The organism is Streptomyces johnsoniae (assembly GCF_031845565.1).
GTDB classification, from domain to species: domain Bacteria; phylum Actinomycetota; class Actinomycetes; order Streptomycetales; family Streptomycetaceae; genus Streptomyces; species Streptomyces johnsoniae.
In genome coordinates this window covers 69,273-84,560 of record NZ_JAVREV010000017.1, presented here as the reverse complement: position 1 = coordinate 84,560, position 15,288 = coordinate 69,273, and the positions used below count along the sequence as shown (strand labels likewise).

At 72.7% G+C, this 15,288-nt stretch carries 17 protein-coding genes; 13 read left to right on the top strand and 4 right to left on the bottom strand.

Going from position 1 to position 15,288, the window contains the following annotated elements; all coding sequences use genetic code 11:
- The first annotated feature begins 4 nt into the window (after positions 1–4).
- Positions 5–685 (top strand): thymidine kinase, encoded by a 681-nt coding sequence (locus RM779_RS26600; RefSeq protein WP_077058436.1) that lies wholly within the window; start codon positions 5–7, stop codon positions 683–685.
- Between the two features lie 46 nt (positions 686–731).
- Here RM779_RS26600 and RM779_RS26595 read toward each other — a convergent pair whose 3' ends face one another.
- A complete protein-coding gene (locus RM779_RS26595) occupies positions 732–1,514 on the bottom strand; it encodes a VOC family protein (RefSeq protein WP_311620294.1) in 783 nt (260 codons plus the stop codon).
- Positions 1,515–1,609: 95 nt separating this feature from the next.
- Between RM779_RS26595 and RM779_RS26590 the strand changes: the two genes are divergently transcribed.
- Positions 1,610–2,443: a sulfurtransferase gene (locus RM779_RS26590; RefSeq protein ID WP_311620361.1), complete on the top strand. Its 834-nt coding sequence runs from the start codon at positions 1,610–1,612 to the stop codon at positions 2,441–2,443.
- Positions 2,444–2,461: 18 nt separating this feature from the next.
- On the opposite strand, the gene sepH is transcribed toward RM779_RS26590, so the two are convergent.
- A complete protein-coding gene (gene sepH / locus RM779_RS26585; RefSeq protein ID WP_311620293.1) occupies positions 2,462–3,463 on the bottom strand; it encodes a septation protein SepH in 1,002 nt (333 codons plus the stop codon).
- A 528-nt stretch (positions 3,464–3,991) separates the two neighbouring features.
- On the opposite strand from sepH, the gene RM779_RS26580 reads away from it, so the two are divergent.
- Positions 3,992–5,119 carry a ferrochelatase gene (locus RM779_RS26580; protein WP_311620292.1) on the top strand — a complete coding sequence of 376 codons (1,128 nt, stop codon included), beginning with the start codon at positions 3,992–3,994 and terminating at the stop codon, positions 5,117–5,119.
- Positions 5,120–5,131: 12 nt separating this feature from the next.
- Complete coding sequence (locus RM779_RS26575; RefSeq protein WP_311620291.1) at positions 5,132–5,959, top strand: inositol monophosphatase family protein; 828 nt, start codon at positions 5,132–5,134, stop codon at positions 5,957–5,959.
- Positions 5,960–6,025: 66 nt separating this feature from the next.
- Here the strand turns inward: RM779_RS26575 and RM779_RS26570 are convergent, their stop codons facing one another.
- On the bottom strand, positions 6,026–6,187 hold the full coding sequence (locus tag RM779_RS26570; RefSeq protein ID WP_311620290.1) for a hypothetical protein: 162 nt from the start codon (positions 6,185–6,187) through the stop codon (positions 6,026–6,028).
- A 306-nt stretch (positions 6,188–6,493) separates the two neighbouring features.
- Between RM779_RS26570 and RM779_RS26565 the strand changes: the two genes are divergently transcribed.
- From RM779_RS26565 to RM779_RS26555, 3 genes are all read left to right on the top strand, one after another.
- The gene (locus RM779_RS26565) at positions 6,494–7,147 is read left to right on the top strand and encodes a response regulator transcription factor (RefSeq protein WP_077058431.1); all 654 of its coding nucleotides are present in this window, start codon (positions 6,494–6,496) and stop codon (positions 7,145–7,147) included.
- A 3-nt stretch (positions 7,148–7,150) separates the two neighbouring features.
- Positions 7,151–8,413, top strand: coding sequence for a sensor histidine kinase (locus RM779_RS26560; protein ID WP_311620289.1), 1,263 nt, complete (start codon positions 7,151–7,153; stop codon positions 8,411–8,413).
- Between the two features lie 272 nt (positions 8,414–8,685).
- On the top strand, positions 8,686–8,985 hold the full coding sequence (locus RM779_RS26555) for a DUF4193 domain-containing protein (protein WP_077058429.1): 300 nt from the start codon (positions 8,686–8,688) through the stop codon (positions 8,983–8,985).
- A 19-nt stretch (positions 8,986–9,004) separates the two neighbouring features.
- Here RM779_RS26555 and RM779_RS26550 read toward each other — a convergent pair whose 3' ends face one another.
- A complete protein-coding gene (locus RM779_RS26550; protein WP_311620288.1) occupies positions 9,005–9,457 on the bottom strand; it encodes a DUF3093 domain-containing protein in 453 nt (150 codons plus the stop codon).
- A gap of 69 nt (positions 9,458–9,526) precedes the next feature.
- Here RM779_RS26550 and dut point away from each other — a divergent pair, with 69 nt between their 5' ends.
- The 6 genes from dut (at position 9,527) to kdpB (ending at position 15,286) form a co-directional block, all read left to right on the top strand.
- Entirely contained in the window at positions 9,527–10,042 is a 516-nt protein-coding gene (gene dut, locus RM779_RS26545; protein WP_077058427.1) for a dUTP diphosphatase, read from the top strand.
- 1 nt (position 10,043) lies between these two features.
- The gene (locus RM779_RS26540) at positions 10,044–10,811 is read left to right on the top strand and encodes a DUF3710 domain-containing protein (protein ID WP_311620286.1); all 768 of its coding nucleotides are present in this window, start codon (positions 10,044–10,046) and stop codon (positions 10,809–10,811) included.
- Between the two features lie 94 nt (positions 10,812–10,905).
- A complete protein-coding gene (locus tag RM779_RS26535; protein WP_077058425.1) occupies positions 10,906–11,184 on the top strand; it encodes a hypothetical protein in 279 nt (92 codons plus the stop codon).
- 236 nt (positions 11,185–11,420) lie between these two features.
- The gene (gene kdpF / locus RM779_RS26530) at positions 11,421–11,510 is read left to right on the top strand and encodes a K(+)-transporting ATPase subunit F (RefSeq protein ID WP_311620285.1); all 90 of its coding nucleotides are present in this window, start codon (positions 11,421–11,423) and stop codon (positions 11,508–11,510) included.
- A 9-nt stretch (positions 11,511–11,519) separates the two neighbouring features.
- Entirely contained in the window at positions 11,520–13,184 is a 1,665-nt protein-coding gene (kdpA, locus tag RM779_RS26525; protein ID WP_311620284.1) for a potassium-transporting ATPase subunit KdpA, read from the top strand.
- Positions 13,181–15,286 carry a potassium-transporting ATPase subunit KdpB gene (gene kdpB, locus RM779_RS26520; RefSeq protein WP_311620283.1) on the top strand — a complete coding sequence of 702 codons (2,106 nt, stop codon included), beginning with the start codon at positions 13,181–13,183 and terminating at the stop codon, positions 15,284–15,286. The genes kdpA and kdpB overlap by 4 nt, the downstream gene beginning before the upstream one ends.
- Positions 15,287–15,288 lie beyond the last annotated feature (2 nt).

Below are 15,288 nucleotides of genomic sequence, written 5' to 3'. Positions count from 1 at the left end.
AACGTTGGCCGAACTCGCCTTCTTCTCGGGCACGATGGACTGCGGCAAGAGCACACTCGCGCTTCAGATCCAGCACAACCGCTCGGCCCGCGGGCTGACGGGCATGATCTTCACCAGGGACGACCGGGCCGGCACCGGCCGGCTCTCCTCCCGCCTCGGGCTCGTCACCGACGCGGTCGAGGCGGACGAGTCGTTCGACTTCCACCTGCACCTCGTCAAGTACCTGACCGCGGGCGGGCGCGTGGACTACGTGATCACCGACGAGTCGCAGTTCCTCTCGCCCGAGCAGGTCGACCAGCTCGCCCGGGTCGTGGACGACCTGGGGATCGACGTGTTCGCGTTCGGTATCACCACCGACTTCAGGACCCGGCTGTTCCCCGGCTCGCAGCGCCTGATCGAGCTGGCGGACCGGGTCGAGGTGCTCCAGGTGGAGGCGCTGTGCTGGTGCGGCGCGCGCGCCACGCACAACGCGCGGACCGTGGGCGGGCGGATGGTCGTCGAGGGCGCGCAGGTCGTGGTCGGCGACGTGGGCGCGGGCACGGAGGTCGGCTACGAGGTGCTGTGCCGCAGGCACCACCGCCGCCGCCTGACCGCGGCGGCGGCGGGCGCGGGTCCCCTGTCGCCCGACGTGCTGCCCGCGGACGGCGTTCCGCAGCCGGCGGCCGCCCCCGGGCGGCAGATCTGACGGAGCCCTCGGGCCGCCCGCGCGGGGCGGACGGCCCGCGCGGGCGTCAGCGCTTGGCCGCCCGGATGACCGCGAAGGGCGCGCCCTCCCGGTCGGCGACCTGGGCCCACCGGCCGAACGGGGACACCTGCGGCTCGCTGAGCTGCCGGCCGCCGAGCCGGTCGATGCGGTCCAGCGCCTCCGCCACGTCCGGCACGGCGAAGTACGTCAGCCAGTGCGGCCCGCGGTCGTGCGGCAGCGCCCCGGCGACGCCGCGGATGCTGGCGACCGGGCGGTTGCCGAGCCGCAGCGTCAGGTAGTCGCTGCCCTCGGGCAGCGCGGGCTCCGGCGCCGCCTCGTAGCCGAAGACCAGCGAGTAGAACTTGCCGAGCCCCGTGGTCTCCGCGGTGATCAGCTCGTTCCACTCGGGGGCGCCGGCCGGGACGTGGACCGAACCCCGCCTGCGCGGCCCGCCCTGCCACAGGCCGAAGGCCGCGCCGCTCAGGTCGGAGGCGATGGCCAGGCGGCCCACTCCTTCCACGTCGAGCGGCCCGACGGCGACCGTGCCGCCGCTCTCCCGGATCATCGCGGCCGTGCTGTCGGCGTTGCGCGTGGCGATGTACGGCAGCCAGGCGACCACACGGCGCACGCCCGGCGCGATCTCACCGAGCCCCGCCACCGGGTGCCCGTCGCGAATCGCCCGGACGTAGGGACCGAGTTGTGAAGGCCCCTCCTCGAACTCCCAACCGAAAAGCTCGTGATAAAACTCCTGGCTGGACGCCAGGTCGTGGACCATCAGACTTACCCAGCGGTGCGTTCCGGAAACGGGCGGACTCGCTGCCTCGGTCATCCTTCTCTTCTCCTGTCAGGACCATCGCGCCACTGCCGTTGTTCGCCCTCACGACTCTCTCCCGGGGTGCTGGAGAGAATGGGCCCATGACAGCAATGATCGCGGTACCCGACCTGGCCCGTGCACTCGGCCCCGGAACGCCGCCGCGCGAGCGCCCCGTGCTGCTCGACGTGCGCTGGCAGCTCGGCGGCCCCCCGGGCCGCCCGCAGTACGCGGCCGGGCACCTCCCGGAAGCCGTCTACGTCGACCTGGACACCGAACTGGCCGCGCCGCCGGGCCGCGGCGGCCGGCACCCGCTCCCCGACCTGGAGATCTTCGGCGCGGCGATGCGCGGCGCCGGCGTCTCGCACGGACGTCCGGTGGTGGCGTACGACGGCGGACAGGGCTGGGCCGCCGCCCGTGCGTGGTGGCTGCTGCGCTGGACGGGGCACCCGCGGGTGCGGGTCCTCGACGGCGGCCTCGCCGCCTGGGACGGCGAGCTGAGCACCGGCGTCCACCGGCCGGCGGCGGAGGGCGACTTCGTGCCCGCGCCCGGCGGGCTGCCGGTACTCGACGCCGCCGCCGCGGCCCGGCTCGCCAGGGACGGCCTGCTGCTCGACGCGCGGGCGGGGGAGCGGTACCGGGGCGAGGTGGAGCCGATCGACCCGGTGGGCGGCCACATCCCCGGCGCGGTGTCCGCGCCGACGACCGAGAACGTCACGCCGGACGGCAGGCTCCGCACGCGTGAGGAACTGGCCGCGCGGTTCGCCGCGCTGGGCGCGGAGCCGGGCCGGGAGGTCGGCGTCTACTGCGGCTCGGGCGTGTCGGCCGCCCACGAGGTGCTGGCCCTGGCCGAGGCGGGCCTCGTCGCGGCCCTGTACCCGGGCTCGTGGAGCGACTGGACGGCCGACCCCTCCCGGCCCGTGGCGACGGGCCGGGAGCCGGGCTGAGGGCCCGCCCCCGGCCGGTCAGTCCTTCTTCTTGCGGCGGGTGCCGAAGACGATCTCGTCCCAGCTCGGCACCGCGGCCCGCCGGCCGGGGCGCACCCCGTCCGCCTCCGCCTGCCGGTCCGTGTTGCCGGTCAGCCGGTCCCGGTGCCCGCCCACGGAACGCGGCATCAGCACGTCCGCGTAGGTGGCCCCGGCGCTGGCGGCCGGGGCCTCGCGCCCGCGCACCGGCTCCTCGTCCTCCGGCTCGCTCTCGGCCGCGGCGGCCGGGGGCGGCGGCCCGGGCTGCTCCGGCACCACCAGGTCCCCGCGGAAGCTCGGCACGGCCTCCAGCAGGCTGGTCAGCGAGTCCGTGTCGTTGTCGTGCGAGACCCGCGGCGCGGGCGGGCGGTCGCCCTCGCGCGGCAGCCTGGCGATGCGCGGCACGAACGGCGTGCTCGGCTCCGGGGTGTCGTCCGTTTCGCCGAGCAGGGCCCGCGCCTCGTCGTCGACGGCCTGGACGAGCCGCCGCGGCGGGTCGTACGTCCAGCTCGCCGAATGCGTCTCGCCCGCGACCCGGTAGACGAGCAGCACCTCCCAGGTGCCGTCGTCCCGGCGCCAGGAGTCCCAGCGCACCGCGTCCTTGTCCGCGCCGCGCAGCAGCAGCCGCTCGGTGACCGCGTCGCCGAGCTGCGGCCCCGCCGTCTCCCCGGGACGCCGCACGGGCGTCTTGCGGGCCCGCTCGGCCATGAAGGCGCGCTCGGCCAGCACGGGCCCCTCGAAGCGGCGTACCCGCTCGACGGGAATCCCGGCGAACTGGGCCACCTCCTCGGCGGTCGCGCCGGCTCGTATGCGCGCCTGGATGTCGCGCGGCCGCAGGTGGTTCTCCACCTCGATCTCGATCTGGCCGAGCCTGGCCCTGTCGTTACGGACGGCGGCGCGCAGCCGCTCGTCGATGGGCAGCGTGTATTCCGTGTTGTCGGCAGCCTTGAGCACCAGGCGTGTGCCGTCATTGCTCACGGCCACGACACGCAGTTCGGGCACGAGGACCTCCCGGTGGTGCCTGCCGACGTCACATACGTCGCTGCTCCCGCTAGACGAGTGTGACTTGCCCGGGCGCAGCGTGCCACAACCTTGCCGACTTGCCCGGCGTGTCGGGCCGTGGTCTTGAGCCGCCGTTATGGCACAGTCACCACTTTGCCACGAGTGGTGACCGGCGCGAGTGAATTCCACGCACACAGGCCTCCTGGGGCCAAGACCAGGAATTTCACACTACTCCATTGGGGCCACGCGAACAGGGCGCCGCGCCGCGGAAGTTTTCGCCGCACAAGGGAGTTGGCCGCGCCGCACGGCCTTCCGATCTCCGCCCGCACGGGTGACAAGCCTCACAGGGAACGCGTCGCGGGACCTTCCCGAGTGCCCAGGACCGCCGGTGCGCCGATCGTGTGCGCGGGTTGTGCGGACAGTGGCGAATGGCGGAACTTTCGGCAAAGAAGGCGTGCGTTCGGTGTGACCCGCACCCACGGGGCGGTGCCGTCGGGCCCGCGCACCGCGGGTGGCAGGATCGGGGACATGGATCGCGCCACCGACCCGCACCCGTACGACGCCCTGCTGCTCCTGTCCTTCGGCGGTCCCGAAGGCCCCGACGACGTCCTGCCGTTCCTGGAGAACGTCACCAGGGGCCGCGGCATCCCGCGCGAACGGCTGGCGGAAGTGGGCGCGCACTACCACCTCTTCGGGGGCGTCAGCCCCATCAACGAGCAGAACCGCACGCTGCTGGCCGCGCTGCGCGCCGACTTCGCGGCGCACGGCCTGGACCTGCCCGTCTACTGGGGCAACCGCAACTGGGGCCCGTACCTCACGGACACGCTGCGCGACATGGTCCGCGACGGCCGCCGCCGCGTCCTGACCCTGGCCACCAGCGCCTACGCCTCCTACTCCGGCTGCCGCCAGTACCGCGAGGATCTGGCCGGCGCGCTGGCCACCCTGGCGGCCGAAGGGCTCGAACTGCCGCGCGTGGACAAGCTGCGGCACTACTTCAACCACCCCGGGTTCCTGGAGACGGTGACCGACGGCGTCCTGGCCGCGCTGGCCAGGCTGCCCGAGGAGGTCCGCGGCGGCGCACACCTGGCGTTCAGCACCCACTCCATCCCGGACGCCGCGGCCGACACCTCGGGACCGCCCGCCGCGCACGGCCCGGGCGGCGCCTATGTGGCCCAGCACCTGGACGCCGCCGGCCATGTCGCGGCCGCCGTGCGCGAGGCCACCGGCGGCGAACACCCCTGGCGGCTGGTCTACCAGTCGCGCAGCGGCGCGCCCCACATCCCCTGGCTCGAACCTGACATCTCCGAGCACCTGGCCGCCCTGCACGCCGAGGGCGCGCCCGGCGTCGTCATGGTGCCCATCGGCTTCGTCTCCGACCACATGGAAGTCCTCTACGACCTCGACACCGAGGCCATGGCCGTCGCGAAGGAGCTGGGCCTGCCCGCCGTCAGGTCCGCCACCGTCGGCGCCGAGCCGCGGTTCGTCGCCGCCGTGCGCGACCTGGTGCTGGAACGGGCCGCGACCGAGCGCGGCGAGAGCCCCGGGCGCTGCGCGCTCGGCGCGCTGGGACCCAGCCACGACATCTGCCCGGTCGGCTGCTGCCCGGCCCGCCAGGCCAAGCCGGCAGCCGCCGGCGCCGACAGCCCTTACGCCTGAGGAGCGCCCACCTTGTCCGACCGACCCACACCGGAACTTCTGCTCGCCCTCGCCCGGGAGGCGGCCGGCCGGGCCGGCCGGCTGCTGCGCGACGGCCGTCCCGCCGATCTCGGCGTCGCGGCCACCAAGTCGAGCCCCATCGACGTCGTCACCGAGATGGACCTGGCCGCCGAACGGCTGATCACCGGCTTCCTCGCGGAACGGCGCCCCGACGACGCCTTCCTCGGCGAGGAGGGGGGCGTCAGCGGCGGCACCAGCGGCGTCCGGTGGGTCGTCGACCCCCTGGACGGCACCGTCAACTACCTCTACGGGCTGCCGCAGTGGGCCGTGTCCATCGCCGCCGAGGTGGACGGCGAGGCGGTCGCCGCCGCGGTGGCGGCCCCGATGCGCGGCGAGAGCTACCACGCGCTGCTGGGCGGTGGCGCGTTCCGCACAGCCGCGGACGGGAGCAGCGAGCCGCTGCGCCCGCGGCCCTCGCCGCCGCTGGACCAGGCGCTGATCGGGACGGGCTTCAACTACGTGGCGACCGTGCGCACCGCGCAGGCCGCCGTCGCCCGCCGGCTGATCCCGCGGGTGCGCGACATCCGGCGTTCCGGCTCCGCGGCGATCGACCTGTGCGACGTGGCGGGCGGGCGGCTCGACGGCTTCTACGAACGCGGCCTGGCGCCCTGGGACCTGGCCGCGGGCGACCTCATCGCCCGGGAGGCGGGCGCCGTGACCGGCGGCCGGCCCGGCCTGCCCCCGGACGGCGACCTGACCGTGGCCGCGACGAGCGGCGTCTTCGGGAAACTCCAGCCGCTGCTCGACGAGCTGGGCGCCTGGCACGACAGCCACGAGTGAGGGGGCGGACACGACGACGCCCCCGGGCCGTCCCCGGGGGCGTCGCTGCCGAAGTGTCAGACGGTCCTAGCCGACATGCACGCCGTATTCCGCCGCCAGTCGGCGCAGGTCGTCCAGCTCGGCCTGCTCCACATCCATCGTGAACACGTCTCCGGCCTCACGAGCGCGGTGCAGATCGGACTCGGTGCTTTCGATGCGCTGAAGAATCCCAGCGGTGAACGCGTCCAAGGTGCGCCCCCTCGTCTTCGATCGGCGGCACTGGGGGGTGCCGGGGGTGGGTGCGGCCACAGCGGACCCTCGAAACGGTCGGCAGCGCGGAGGACTGGCTTGCCGCCTTCTCGGGCGTGGTCGCGGGGTGTGTGCCTCTCCTCCCCGGCGGGCCGCGAGGGGAAACCTGCCCACCGCAGAATTTCGTCCGCTCCGTCCCCCGCCCGGCGCACTTACCGCTCGTTTACCGGGGGGCAGGGCAGGATGGTCGTGGGGCCGGCCGGCCGCTGTCCCGCCAAGCGGATCTTGTGAGAGAAGGGCCATGACGTGCGCGTACTCGTCGTCGAGGACGAGCAGCTGCTCGCTGACGCGGTGGCCACCGGGCTGCGCCGCCAGGCCATGGCGGTGGATGTCGTGTACGACGGGGCCGCCGCCACCGAGCGCGTCGATCTGAACGACTACGACGTCGTGGTCCTCGACCGCGACCTGCCGCTGGTGCACGGCGACGACGTCTGCCGGCGCATCGTGGAGCTGGGCCGCGCCACCCGGGTGCTGATGCTGACGGCCTCGGGGGACGTCAGCGACCGGGTGGAGGGCCTGGAGATCGGCGCGGACGACTACCTGCCGAAGCCGTTCGCCTTCAGCGAACTGATCGCCCGTGTGCGGGCCCTGGGCCGCCGCGCCACCGCGCCGCTGCCGCCCGTGCTCGAACGGTCGGGCATCACCCTGGACCCCAACCGCCGCGAGGTGCACAGGGACGGGCGGCAGGTGCAGCTGGCGCCCAAGGAGTTCGCGGTGCTCGAAGTGCTGATGCGGAGCGCGGGCGTCGTCGTCTCGGCGGAGCAGCTGCTGGAGAAGGCGTGGGACGAGAACACCGATCCGTTCACCAATGTCGTGCGGGTCACCGTCATGACGCTGCGCCGCAAGCTGGGCGATCCGCCGGTGATCACCACCGTGCCCGGCGCCGGGTACCGGATCTGAGCCATGGCCTCGTCCCCTTCGCCGCCCTCCACGCCACCGATGCCCGCCGCCCCGCCGAAGCCGCAGTGGGACCCGCACGAGGACGACCGGCCGCACGGCTGGCTGCGGCCGACCATCAGGATTCGGCTGACCCTGCTGTACGGCGGGATGTTCCTGATCGCGGGCGTGGTGCTGCTGACGATCATCTACCTGCTCGCCGCCCGCGCCCTCGAACGGGGAACCGAGCTGCCCTTCACATTCCCCGCGGGCACGACCGAGGTGATCACCTCGCCGGTGTGCCCGGCGACCCCGGGGCCCATGCAGGAGAACGAGTTCGAGGAGTGGCTCGCCGAGTGTACGGACACGCAGCGTGCCATCGCCCTGGACCAGCTGCTGCGCAGCTCGCTGCTCGCGCTGCTCGGACTCGCGGTCGCGGCCTTCGCGTTCGGCTACGTGATGGCGGGCCGGGTGCTGTCCCCGCTGGGCCGGATCACCCGCACCGCCCGCCGGGTGGCCGGTTCCGACCTGCACCGGCGCATCGAGCTGGACGGGCCGGACGATGAGCTGAAGGAGCTGGCCGACACGTTCGACGAGATGCTCGACCGGCTCGACCGGGCGTTCACCGCGCAGCAGCGCTTCGTGGCCAACGCCTCGCACGAGCTGCGCACGCCGCTGGCCATCAACCGCACGCTGCTGGAGGTGCAGCTGTCCGACCCGGACGCGTCGCCCGAGGTGACGCAGCTGGGCAACACCCTCCTCGCGACGAACGAGCGCAGCGAGCAGCTGGTGGAGGGGCTGCTGCTGCTGGCCCGCAGTGAGAACGAGCTGGTGGACCGCAAGCCGGTGGACCTGGCCGAGGTGGCCGGGCAGGCGGTCGAGCAGACGCGCGGGGAGGCCAGGACCCGCGGGGTGGAGCTGACCGGCGCCAGGCCGCCGCTGTACGTCCACGGGAACGGGGTACTGCTGGAGCGGGTGGCGCTCAACCTCGTACAGAACGCGGTGCGGTACAACGTGTCCGAGGGCGGCTGGGTCCGGGTGGAGACGGAGGCCAGGCACGGACAGGCGGTCCTCGTGGTGGAGAATACGGGTCCGGTGGTGCCCGCCTATGAGGTCGATAATATGTTCGAGCCTTTTCGGCGGCTGCGCACCCAGCGCACAGGCAGCGACAAGGGTGTCGGTCTCGGCCTGTCCATCGTTCGTTCGGTCGCGCGTGCCCACGGGGGCTACGTGCGCGCCGAGCCGCGGGAGAGCGGTGGACTCGTCATGTGCGTGGTCATCCCGGTCTGAGAAGGCGCCGAGGCGGGAAAGAAGGAGATGTGATCAATCACATACGGGTGCCCGGAGGGCCGGGCATCCACGGGGCCGCAGCAGGCGTTTTGGCCCGTTAGCGGCCCGATCGGCAGCCGGAATGATCACCTCTTCAGGCGTTCGGTTGGGTGTCGATTGAGTAACACCACTTGATGTGAGGCAAAATCTCCGCCTCGGGTCGGGCACAAAGTCCGACCCCCCGCGCGTTACGTGCGCTGGAGATACCACAGACACCCGGAGGGGGAGAACGAATGGCAACCGACTACGACACTCCACGCAAGACCGACGATGATGTCAACGAGGACAGTATTGAGGAGCTGAAGGCCCGGCGGAACGACAAGTCGGCGTCCACGGTCGACGTGGACGAGTTCGAGCAGGCGGAAGGGCTTGAGCTGCCCGGTGCCGACCTGTCGAACGAGGAGCTGTCGGTACGGGTGCTGCCACGGCAGGCGGACGAGTTCACCTGCATGAGCTGCTTCCTCGTCCACCACCGCTCGCAGCTCGCCACGGAGAAGGACGGCCAGCTGATCTGCCGCGACTGCGCGGCCTGAACGCCCGCCCGGGTCGCGGCTATGCCACGTCCGGGCGGGCGGCAGCCAGCGCCGCCGTCAGCCGGTCCGGCCTGCGGGTCGACAGGTAGAGATACGGCGTCGGATCGCCGGGGTCCGTGACCTCGACCCGCACAGCCGTCGGGATGTAGGCGCGGAGCAGCATATGAGCCCGGGCATCCGCACGATGAGTCCGCCAGGCGCGGGCCTCGTCGGCGTCGAGAGCCCGGGCCTCGCCCAGGGCCGTGACCGGAATCCTGGCCTGGCCCGCGACCAGCGAGCCGGCCACCACGCGGATGCGCGCCGAGCCGTACGTGCTCAGGGCCACCCCGGCCAGCGCGCCACCGGCGGCGACGCCGCACAGCAGCGCCACGGGGCCGAGGGGGACCAGCGCGACGCCCAGCAGAATCACGCCGAACAGTGCCATCAGCCACCAGGTCCTCGGCACGGTAAGTCGCTCGTCATACGGCTTCATGGCCCAAGCATGGCAGGCTCGCCTCCCGCGGCCCCCGGCGGCGGTAGGGTCTGCACCGTGAGTGCCCCTGTGAGCCAAGCCCCGGTAGACATCCTGATCCGGCGGATCGATCCGGCAGTTCCCATCCCCGCCCGGGCACACCCCGGCGACGCCGGGGTCGATCTGGTCACCACAGCCGCGGCCGAGCTGGCCCCCGGCGAGCGGACCGTGTTGCCGACCGGTGTTTCGATCGCCCTCCCCGACGGGTACGCCGCGTTCGTGCACCCGCGTTCCGGGCTCGCCGCCCGGTGCGGGGTGGCCATGGTGAACGCCCCGGGCACGATCGACGCCGGGTACCGTGGAGAGATCAAGGTCATCGTGATCAATCTGGACCCGCGGGAGACCGTCAGGTTCCAGCCGTTCGACCGGATCGCCCAGCTCGTCGTCCAGCGGGTGGAGACGGTGCGATTTCACGAGGTCGCGGAGCTGCCGGGGTCCGCGCGGGCCACGGGGGGTTTCGGCTCCACGGGCGGCCATGCCGGCGCGCACAACACCTATGCTGCTGCGGTCGGTCCCGGCGGGACTGCCGACCGGAAAGGACAATGACGTGTTCGGACGTCGTCGCAAGCGGAACGAGGACCCCGAGGAAGCGGTCGAGACCGCCTCGGAGGAGGAGACCCCGGACGCGGAGGAAGCAGAGCGGGTCAAGCTGGAGCCCGCGCCGCGGCCCGACGGGCCCTGGGACCTCGACGAGGTGCCGGGCAGTCCGGCGGAGGGCCGGGTCGATCTCGGCGGTCTCTTCGTCCCCGGCGTACAGGGCATGGAGCTGCGCGTCGAGGTCGCGGGCGACGCCATCGTGGCCGCGACCGTCGTGGTCAAGGACAGCGCGATCCAGCTCCAGGCGTTCGCCGCCCCCAGGCGCGAGGGCATCTGGGGCGAGGTGCGCGAGGAGATCGCGGCCGGGATCACGCAGCAGGGCGGCGTGATCGACGAGATCGAGGGGCCGCTCGGCTGGGAGCTGCGGGCCCGGGTGCCGGTCCAGCTGCCGGACGGCAAGCGCGGCATGCAGGTCGTGCGCTTCGTGGGCGTCGACGGGCCCCGCTGGTTCCTGCGCGGCGTGATCTCCGGCCAGGGCGCGGTCCAGCCACAGGCCGCGGGGCTCCTGGAGCAGATCTTCCGCGACACCGTCGTCGTGCGCGGGGAGTCCCCGATGGCGCCGCGCGACCCGATCGTGCTGAAGCTGCCCCAGGACGCCCAGATGGTGCCCGATGGCGTCAAGCAGGAGCAGGCGGAGGAGGGCGGCCCGCAGGTCTCCCGCTTCGCCGGCGGCCTGGACAAGCTGCGCCGCGGCCCGGAGATCTCCGAGGTCCGTTAGGTTCTCCGCCCCGCCCCGCCCCGCCCCGCCGGAGAAGGCCGTGTGTCGCCGGCCGGGGGGCGGGTACCCGGCGGCCTCCAGGGAGGAGGCCGCCATGGACCACCTGCGTCACCGGCGGACCGGCACCGAGCCGGTGACCGCCTTCAGCGCCCTGCGGCTGCGTCGGCTGCTTTCGGGTATCTTCCTGCCGGTTTTCCTCGCCCTGACGGTGCTGTTCTGCATCTGGTGGGCAAACACGGACAGTGATGACAGCCCCGGCCCCGGTGCCCTCGGCACCCTGACGCTGGCCTGTGCGCTGCTCTCCGTGGTCGCGGTGGTCGATCTGGTCGTCGTTCAGCGGCGCCTGCGCCGCTCCCGCGCGCCCCGCGAATGAGACGTTCGCGCCGTGCCGCCCACGGCGCCGTATGCATGACGTCAACGGAGGAGGGGCCTACGTCAGAGGCCCGTCAACGGTGCTCCCATCGATTTGGAACAGAGGTTCCCTGAAGGGGTCAGTCCTTTTCCGACCCTTTTTGCTCAGGAGTAACCGATGGCCGATGTGGTCTTCGTCCTGGCCACCGGCGCGGGTTTCGCGCTGGTGGCCCTCGTCGCCCGAGGGGTGGCGAAGCTGTGACCGCGGAGAACGTCGCCGGCCTGTGCGTGGCCGCGGTCCTGCTCGGCTACCTCGTGCTGGCCCTGCTGTTCCCAGAGAAGTTCTGAGCACCGCCGATGAACCACACCCTGGCGGACGTGCTCCAGATCTCCGCCCTGATCGTGGCGCTCGCCCTCGTGCACCGCCCCCTCGGCGACTACATGGCCGCCGTCTACTCCTCCCGCACCCACCTGCGCGCCGAACGCTGGGTCTACCGCGCGATCGGCGCCGACCCCGATGCCGAGATGCGCTGGCCGTCCTACCTGCGCGCGGTGCTCGCCTTCTCGGCCGTCGGCGTGCTGTTCCTCTACGCCCTCCTGCGGCTCCAGGACCGTCTGCCGCTGTCGCTCGGCTTCGACCCGATTCCGCCCGACCAGGCGTTCAACACCGCCGTCTCGTTCGTGTCCAACACGAACTGGCAGTCCTACGCGGGTGAGTCGGCCATGGGCCATCTGGTCCAGGCCGGTGGCCTCGCGGTGCAGAACTTCGTCTCGGCCGCCGTCGGCCTGGCCGTCGCCATCGCCCTGATCCGCGGTTTCGCCCGCTTCCGCACCGGCGAACTGGGCAACTTCTGGTCCGACCTGGTCCGCGGCACCGTTCGCATCCTGCTGCCGATCGCCGCGCTCGCCGCGGTGGTGCTGGTGGCGCTGGGCGCCGTGCAGAGCTTCGCCGGGCCGCAGGAGGTCCAGACCCTCACCGGCGCCGCCCAGCAGATCCCCGGCGGCCCCGTCGCCTCGCAGGAGGCCATCAAGAACCTGGGGACGAACGGCGGCGGCTTCTACAACGCCAACTCCTCGCACCCCTTCGAGAACCCGAACGGCATCAGCAACCTGCTGGAGATCTTCCTGCTGCTGGCCATCCCGTTCTCGATGCCGCGCACGTTCGGGCGGCTCGTCGGCAACGTGAAGCAGGGCTACGCCGTCGTCGCCGCGATGGGCGTCATCTGGCTGGCCGGCGTCATCGCCGTCACCGTCGTGGAGCGGCAGGCCCCCGGCACGGCCTCGCAGCTGGCCGGCGGCTCGATGGAGGGCAAGGAACAGCGCTTCGGGGAGGGCGCCTCCTCGCTGTTCGCGGTCTCGACGACCATGACCTCCACCGGCTCGGTCAACTCCTTCCACGACTCCTACCAGGGCCTCTCCGGCGGCGTGCTGATCTTCGGCATGGTCCTGGGCGAGGTCGCGCCCGGCGGCGTGGGCTCGGGGCTCTACGGCATGCTGATCATGGCCGTGATCGTGGTCTTCATCTCCGGACTCATGGTGGGCCGCACCCCCGAGTACCTGGGCAAGAAGCTCCGTCCCCGCGAGATCAAGCTCGCCGCCTGCGCCATCCTCATCACGCCCGCCCTGGTGCTGACCGGTACCGCCGTGGCCATGGCGCTGCCCGACGGCGAGGAGGCCATGACGAACGTCGGGCCGCACGGCTTCTCCGAGGTCCTGTACGCCTACGCCTCCGCGGCCAACAACAACGGCAGCGCGTTCGCCGGCCTCGGCGCGGACACCGGCTTCTTCAACACCACGCTCGGCTTCGCGATGCTCCTCGGGCGGTTCCTGCCGATGGTCTTCGTCCTCGCGCTGGCCGGCTCGCTCGCCCAGCAGCAACCGGTGCCCGTCACGGCGGGCACGCTCCGCACCCACCGGCCGCTGTTCGCCGGAATGCTCGTCGCCGGCACCGTCGTCGTCGCCGGGCTGACCTTTTTCCCCGCGCTCTCTCTCGGCCCGCTCGCGGAAGGACTCGCGGTATGAGCACCTCGACCCCCGTACGACCGGAAACCGCGTCGGGCCCGCCGCGGTCGGGGCGTTCCGTGCCCGGCGCCCGCGCCGCGCGCGGCGTCTTCGACCCGCGCCTGCTGTGGGCCTCGCTGCCCGAGGCGTTCCGCAAGCTCGACCCGCGGCTGATGATCTCCGCCCCGGTGATGTTCGTGGTCGAGATCGGCTCCGTGCTGACCACCGTGCTGGCCGCCACGGACCCCGGGGACTGGTTCGGCTGGACGATCGCGGCCTGGCTGTGGCTGACCGTCCTGTTCGCCAGTCTCTCGGAGGCCGTCGCCGAGGGCCGCGGCCGCGCCCAGGCCGACTCGCTGCGCAGGGCCCGCACCGACACCGTCGCCCGCCGGCTCACCCGCGGCGGCGAGGAACGGGTGCCGGGGACCGCGCTGGCCGTCGGCGACCGGGTCGTCTGCGAGGCGGGGGACGTCATACCGGGCGACGGCGACGTCGTCGAGGGCGTCGCCTCGGTGGACGAGTCGGCGATCACCGGCGAGTCGGCGCCCGTCATCCGCGAGTCGGGGGGCGACCGCTCCGCCGTCACCGGCGGCACGCGGGTGCTCTCGGACCGGATCGTCGTCCGCGTCACCGCCAGGCCGGGCGACACCTTCCTGGACCGGATGATCTCCCTCGTCGAGGGCGCCGCCCGGCAGAAGACGCCGAACGAGATCGCCCTGAACATCCTGCTGGCGAGCCTCACCATCGTCTTCCTGCTCGCCGTGGTCACGCTCCAGCCGTTCGCCGTGTACGCGGGCGCCGAGCAGTCCCTCGTGGTGCTCACCGCGCTGCTGGTCTGCCTCATCCCCACCACCATCGGCGCGCTGCTGTCCGCCATCGGCATCGCCGGCATGGACCGGCTGGTCCAGCGCAACGTGCTGGCCACCTCGGGGCGGGCCGTCGAGGCCGCGGGCGACGTGTCGACCCTGCTGCTCGACAAGACCGGCACCATCACGTACGGCAACCGGCAGGCGGCCGAGTTCCGGCCCGCCGCCGGTGTGCGGGAGGCCGACCTCGCCGACGCGGTCCTGCTGTCCTCGCTCGCCGACGAGACGCCGGAGGGCAGGTCCGTCGTGGCCCTGGCCACCGGCCGCCACGGTCTCGCGGCCCGCGGCCGGGACGAGGTGCCGGACGCGGTCTGGGTCCCGTTCACCGCGCAGACCCGCATGTCCGGCGTGGACACCGGCACGCGGCGCGTGCGCAAGGGCGCCGCGGGCGCGGTCACCGCGTGGGTCACCGGGCTCGGCGGCACCGTGCCGGGCGCCGTCCTCGGTGCCGTGGAGGCCATCAGCGGGCAGGGCGGCACCCCGCTGCTCGTCGCCGAGGAACGCGCCGGGGCCGCGCGGGTGCTGGGCGTCATCCACCTCAAGGACGTCGTCAAGGACGGCATGCGCGAACGGTTTGCCGAACTGCGGCGCATGGGCATCAGGACCGTCATGATCACCGGCGACAACGCCAGGACCGCCGAGGCCATCGCCGCGGAGGCGGGCGTCGACGACTTCCTGGCCGAGGCCACGCCGGAGGACAAGATGGCCCTCATCAAGCGCGAGCAGGCCGGCGGCCGGCTGGTGGCCATGACGGGCGACGGAACGAACGACGCGCCCGCGCTCGCGCAGGCCGACGTCGGCGTCGCCATGAACACCGGCACCTCCGCGGCCAAGGAGGCCGCGAACATGGTCGACCTGGACTCCGATCCGACCAAACTGATCGACATCGTCCAGATCGGTAAGCAGCTGCTGATCACGCGCGGTGCCCTGACGACCTTCTCGCTCGCCAACGACGTCGCGAAGTACTTCGCGATCATCCCGGCCATGTTCGCCGCGGCGTATCCGGGCCTGGACCACCTCAACATCATGGGGCTCGCCTCGCCCGAGTCCGCCATCCTGGCGGCGGTCATCTTCAACGCGCTGATCATCGTGGCGCTGGTGCCGCTCGCGCTGCGCGGCGTCACCTACCGTCCCCTCGGCGCCGACCGCATGCTGCGCCGCAACCTCGGCAGATACGGGATCGGCGGCCTGATCGCCCCGTTCATCGGCATCAAACTCATCGACCTGCTCCTCTCCCTCATCCCAGGCATCGGGTGATC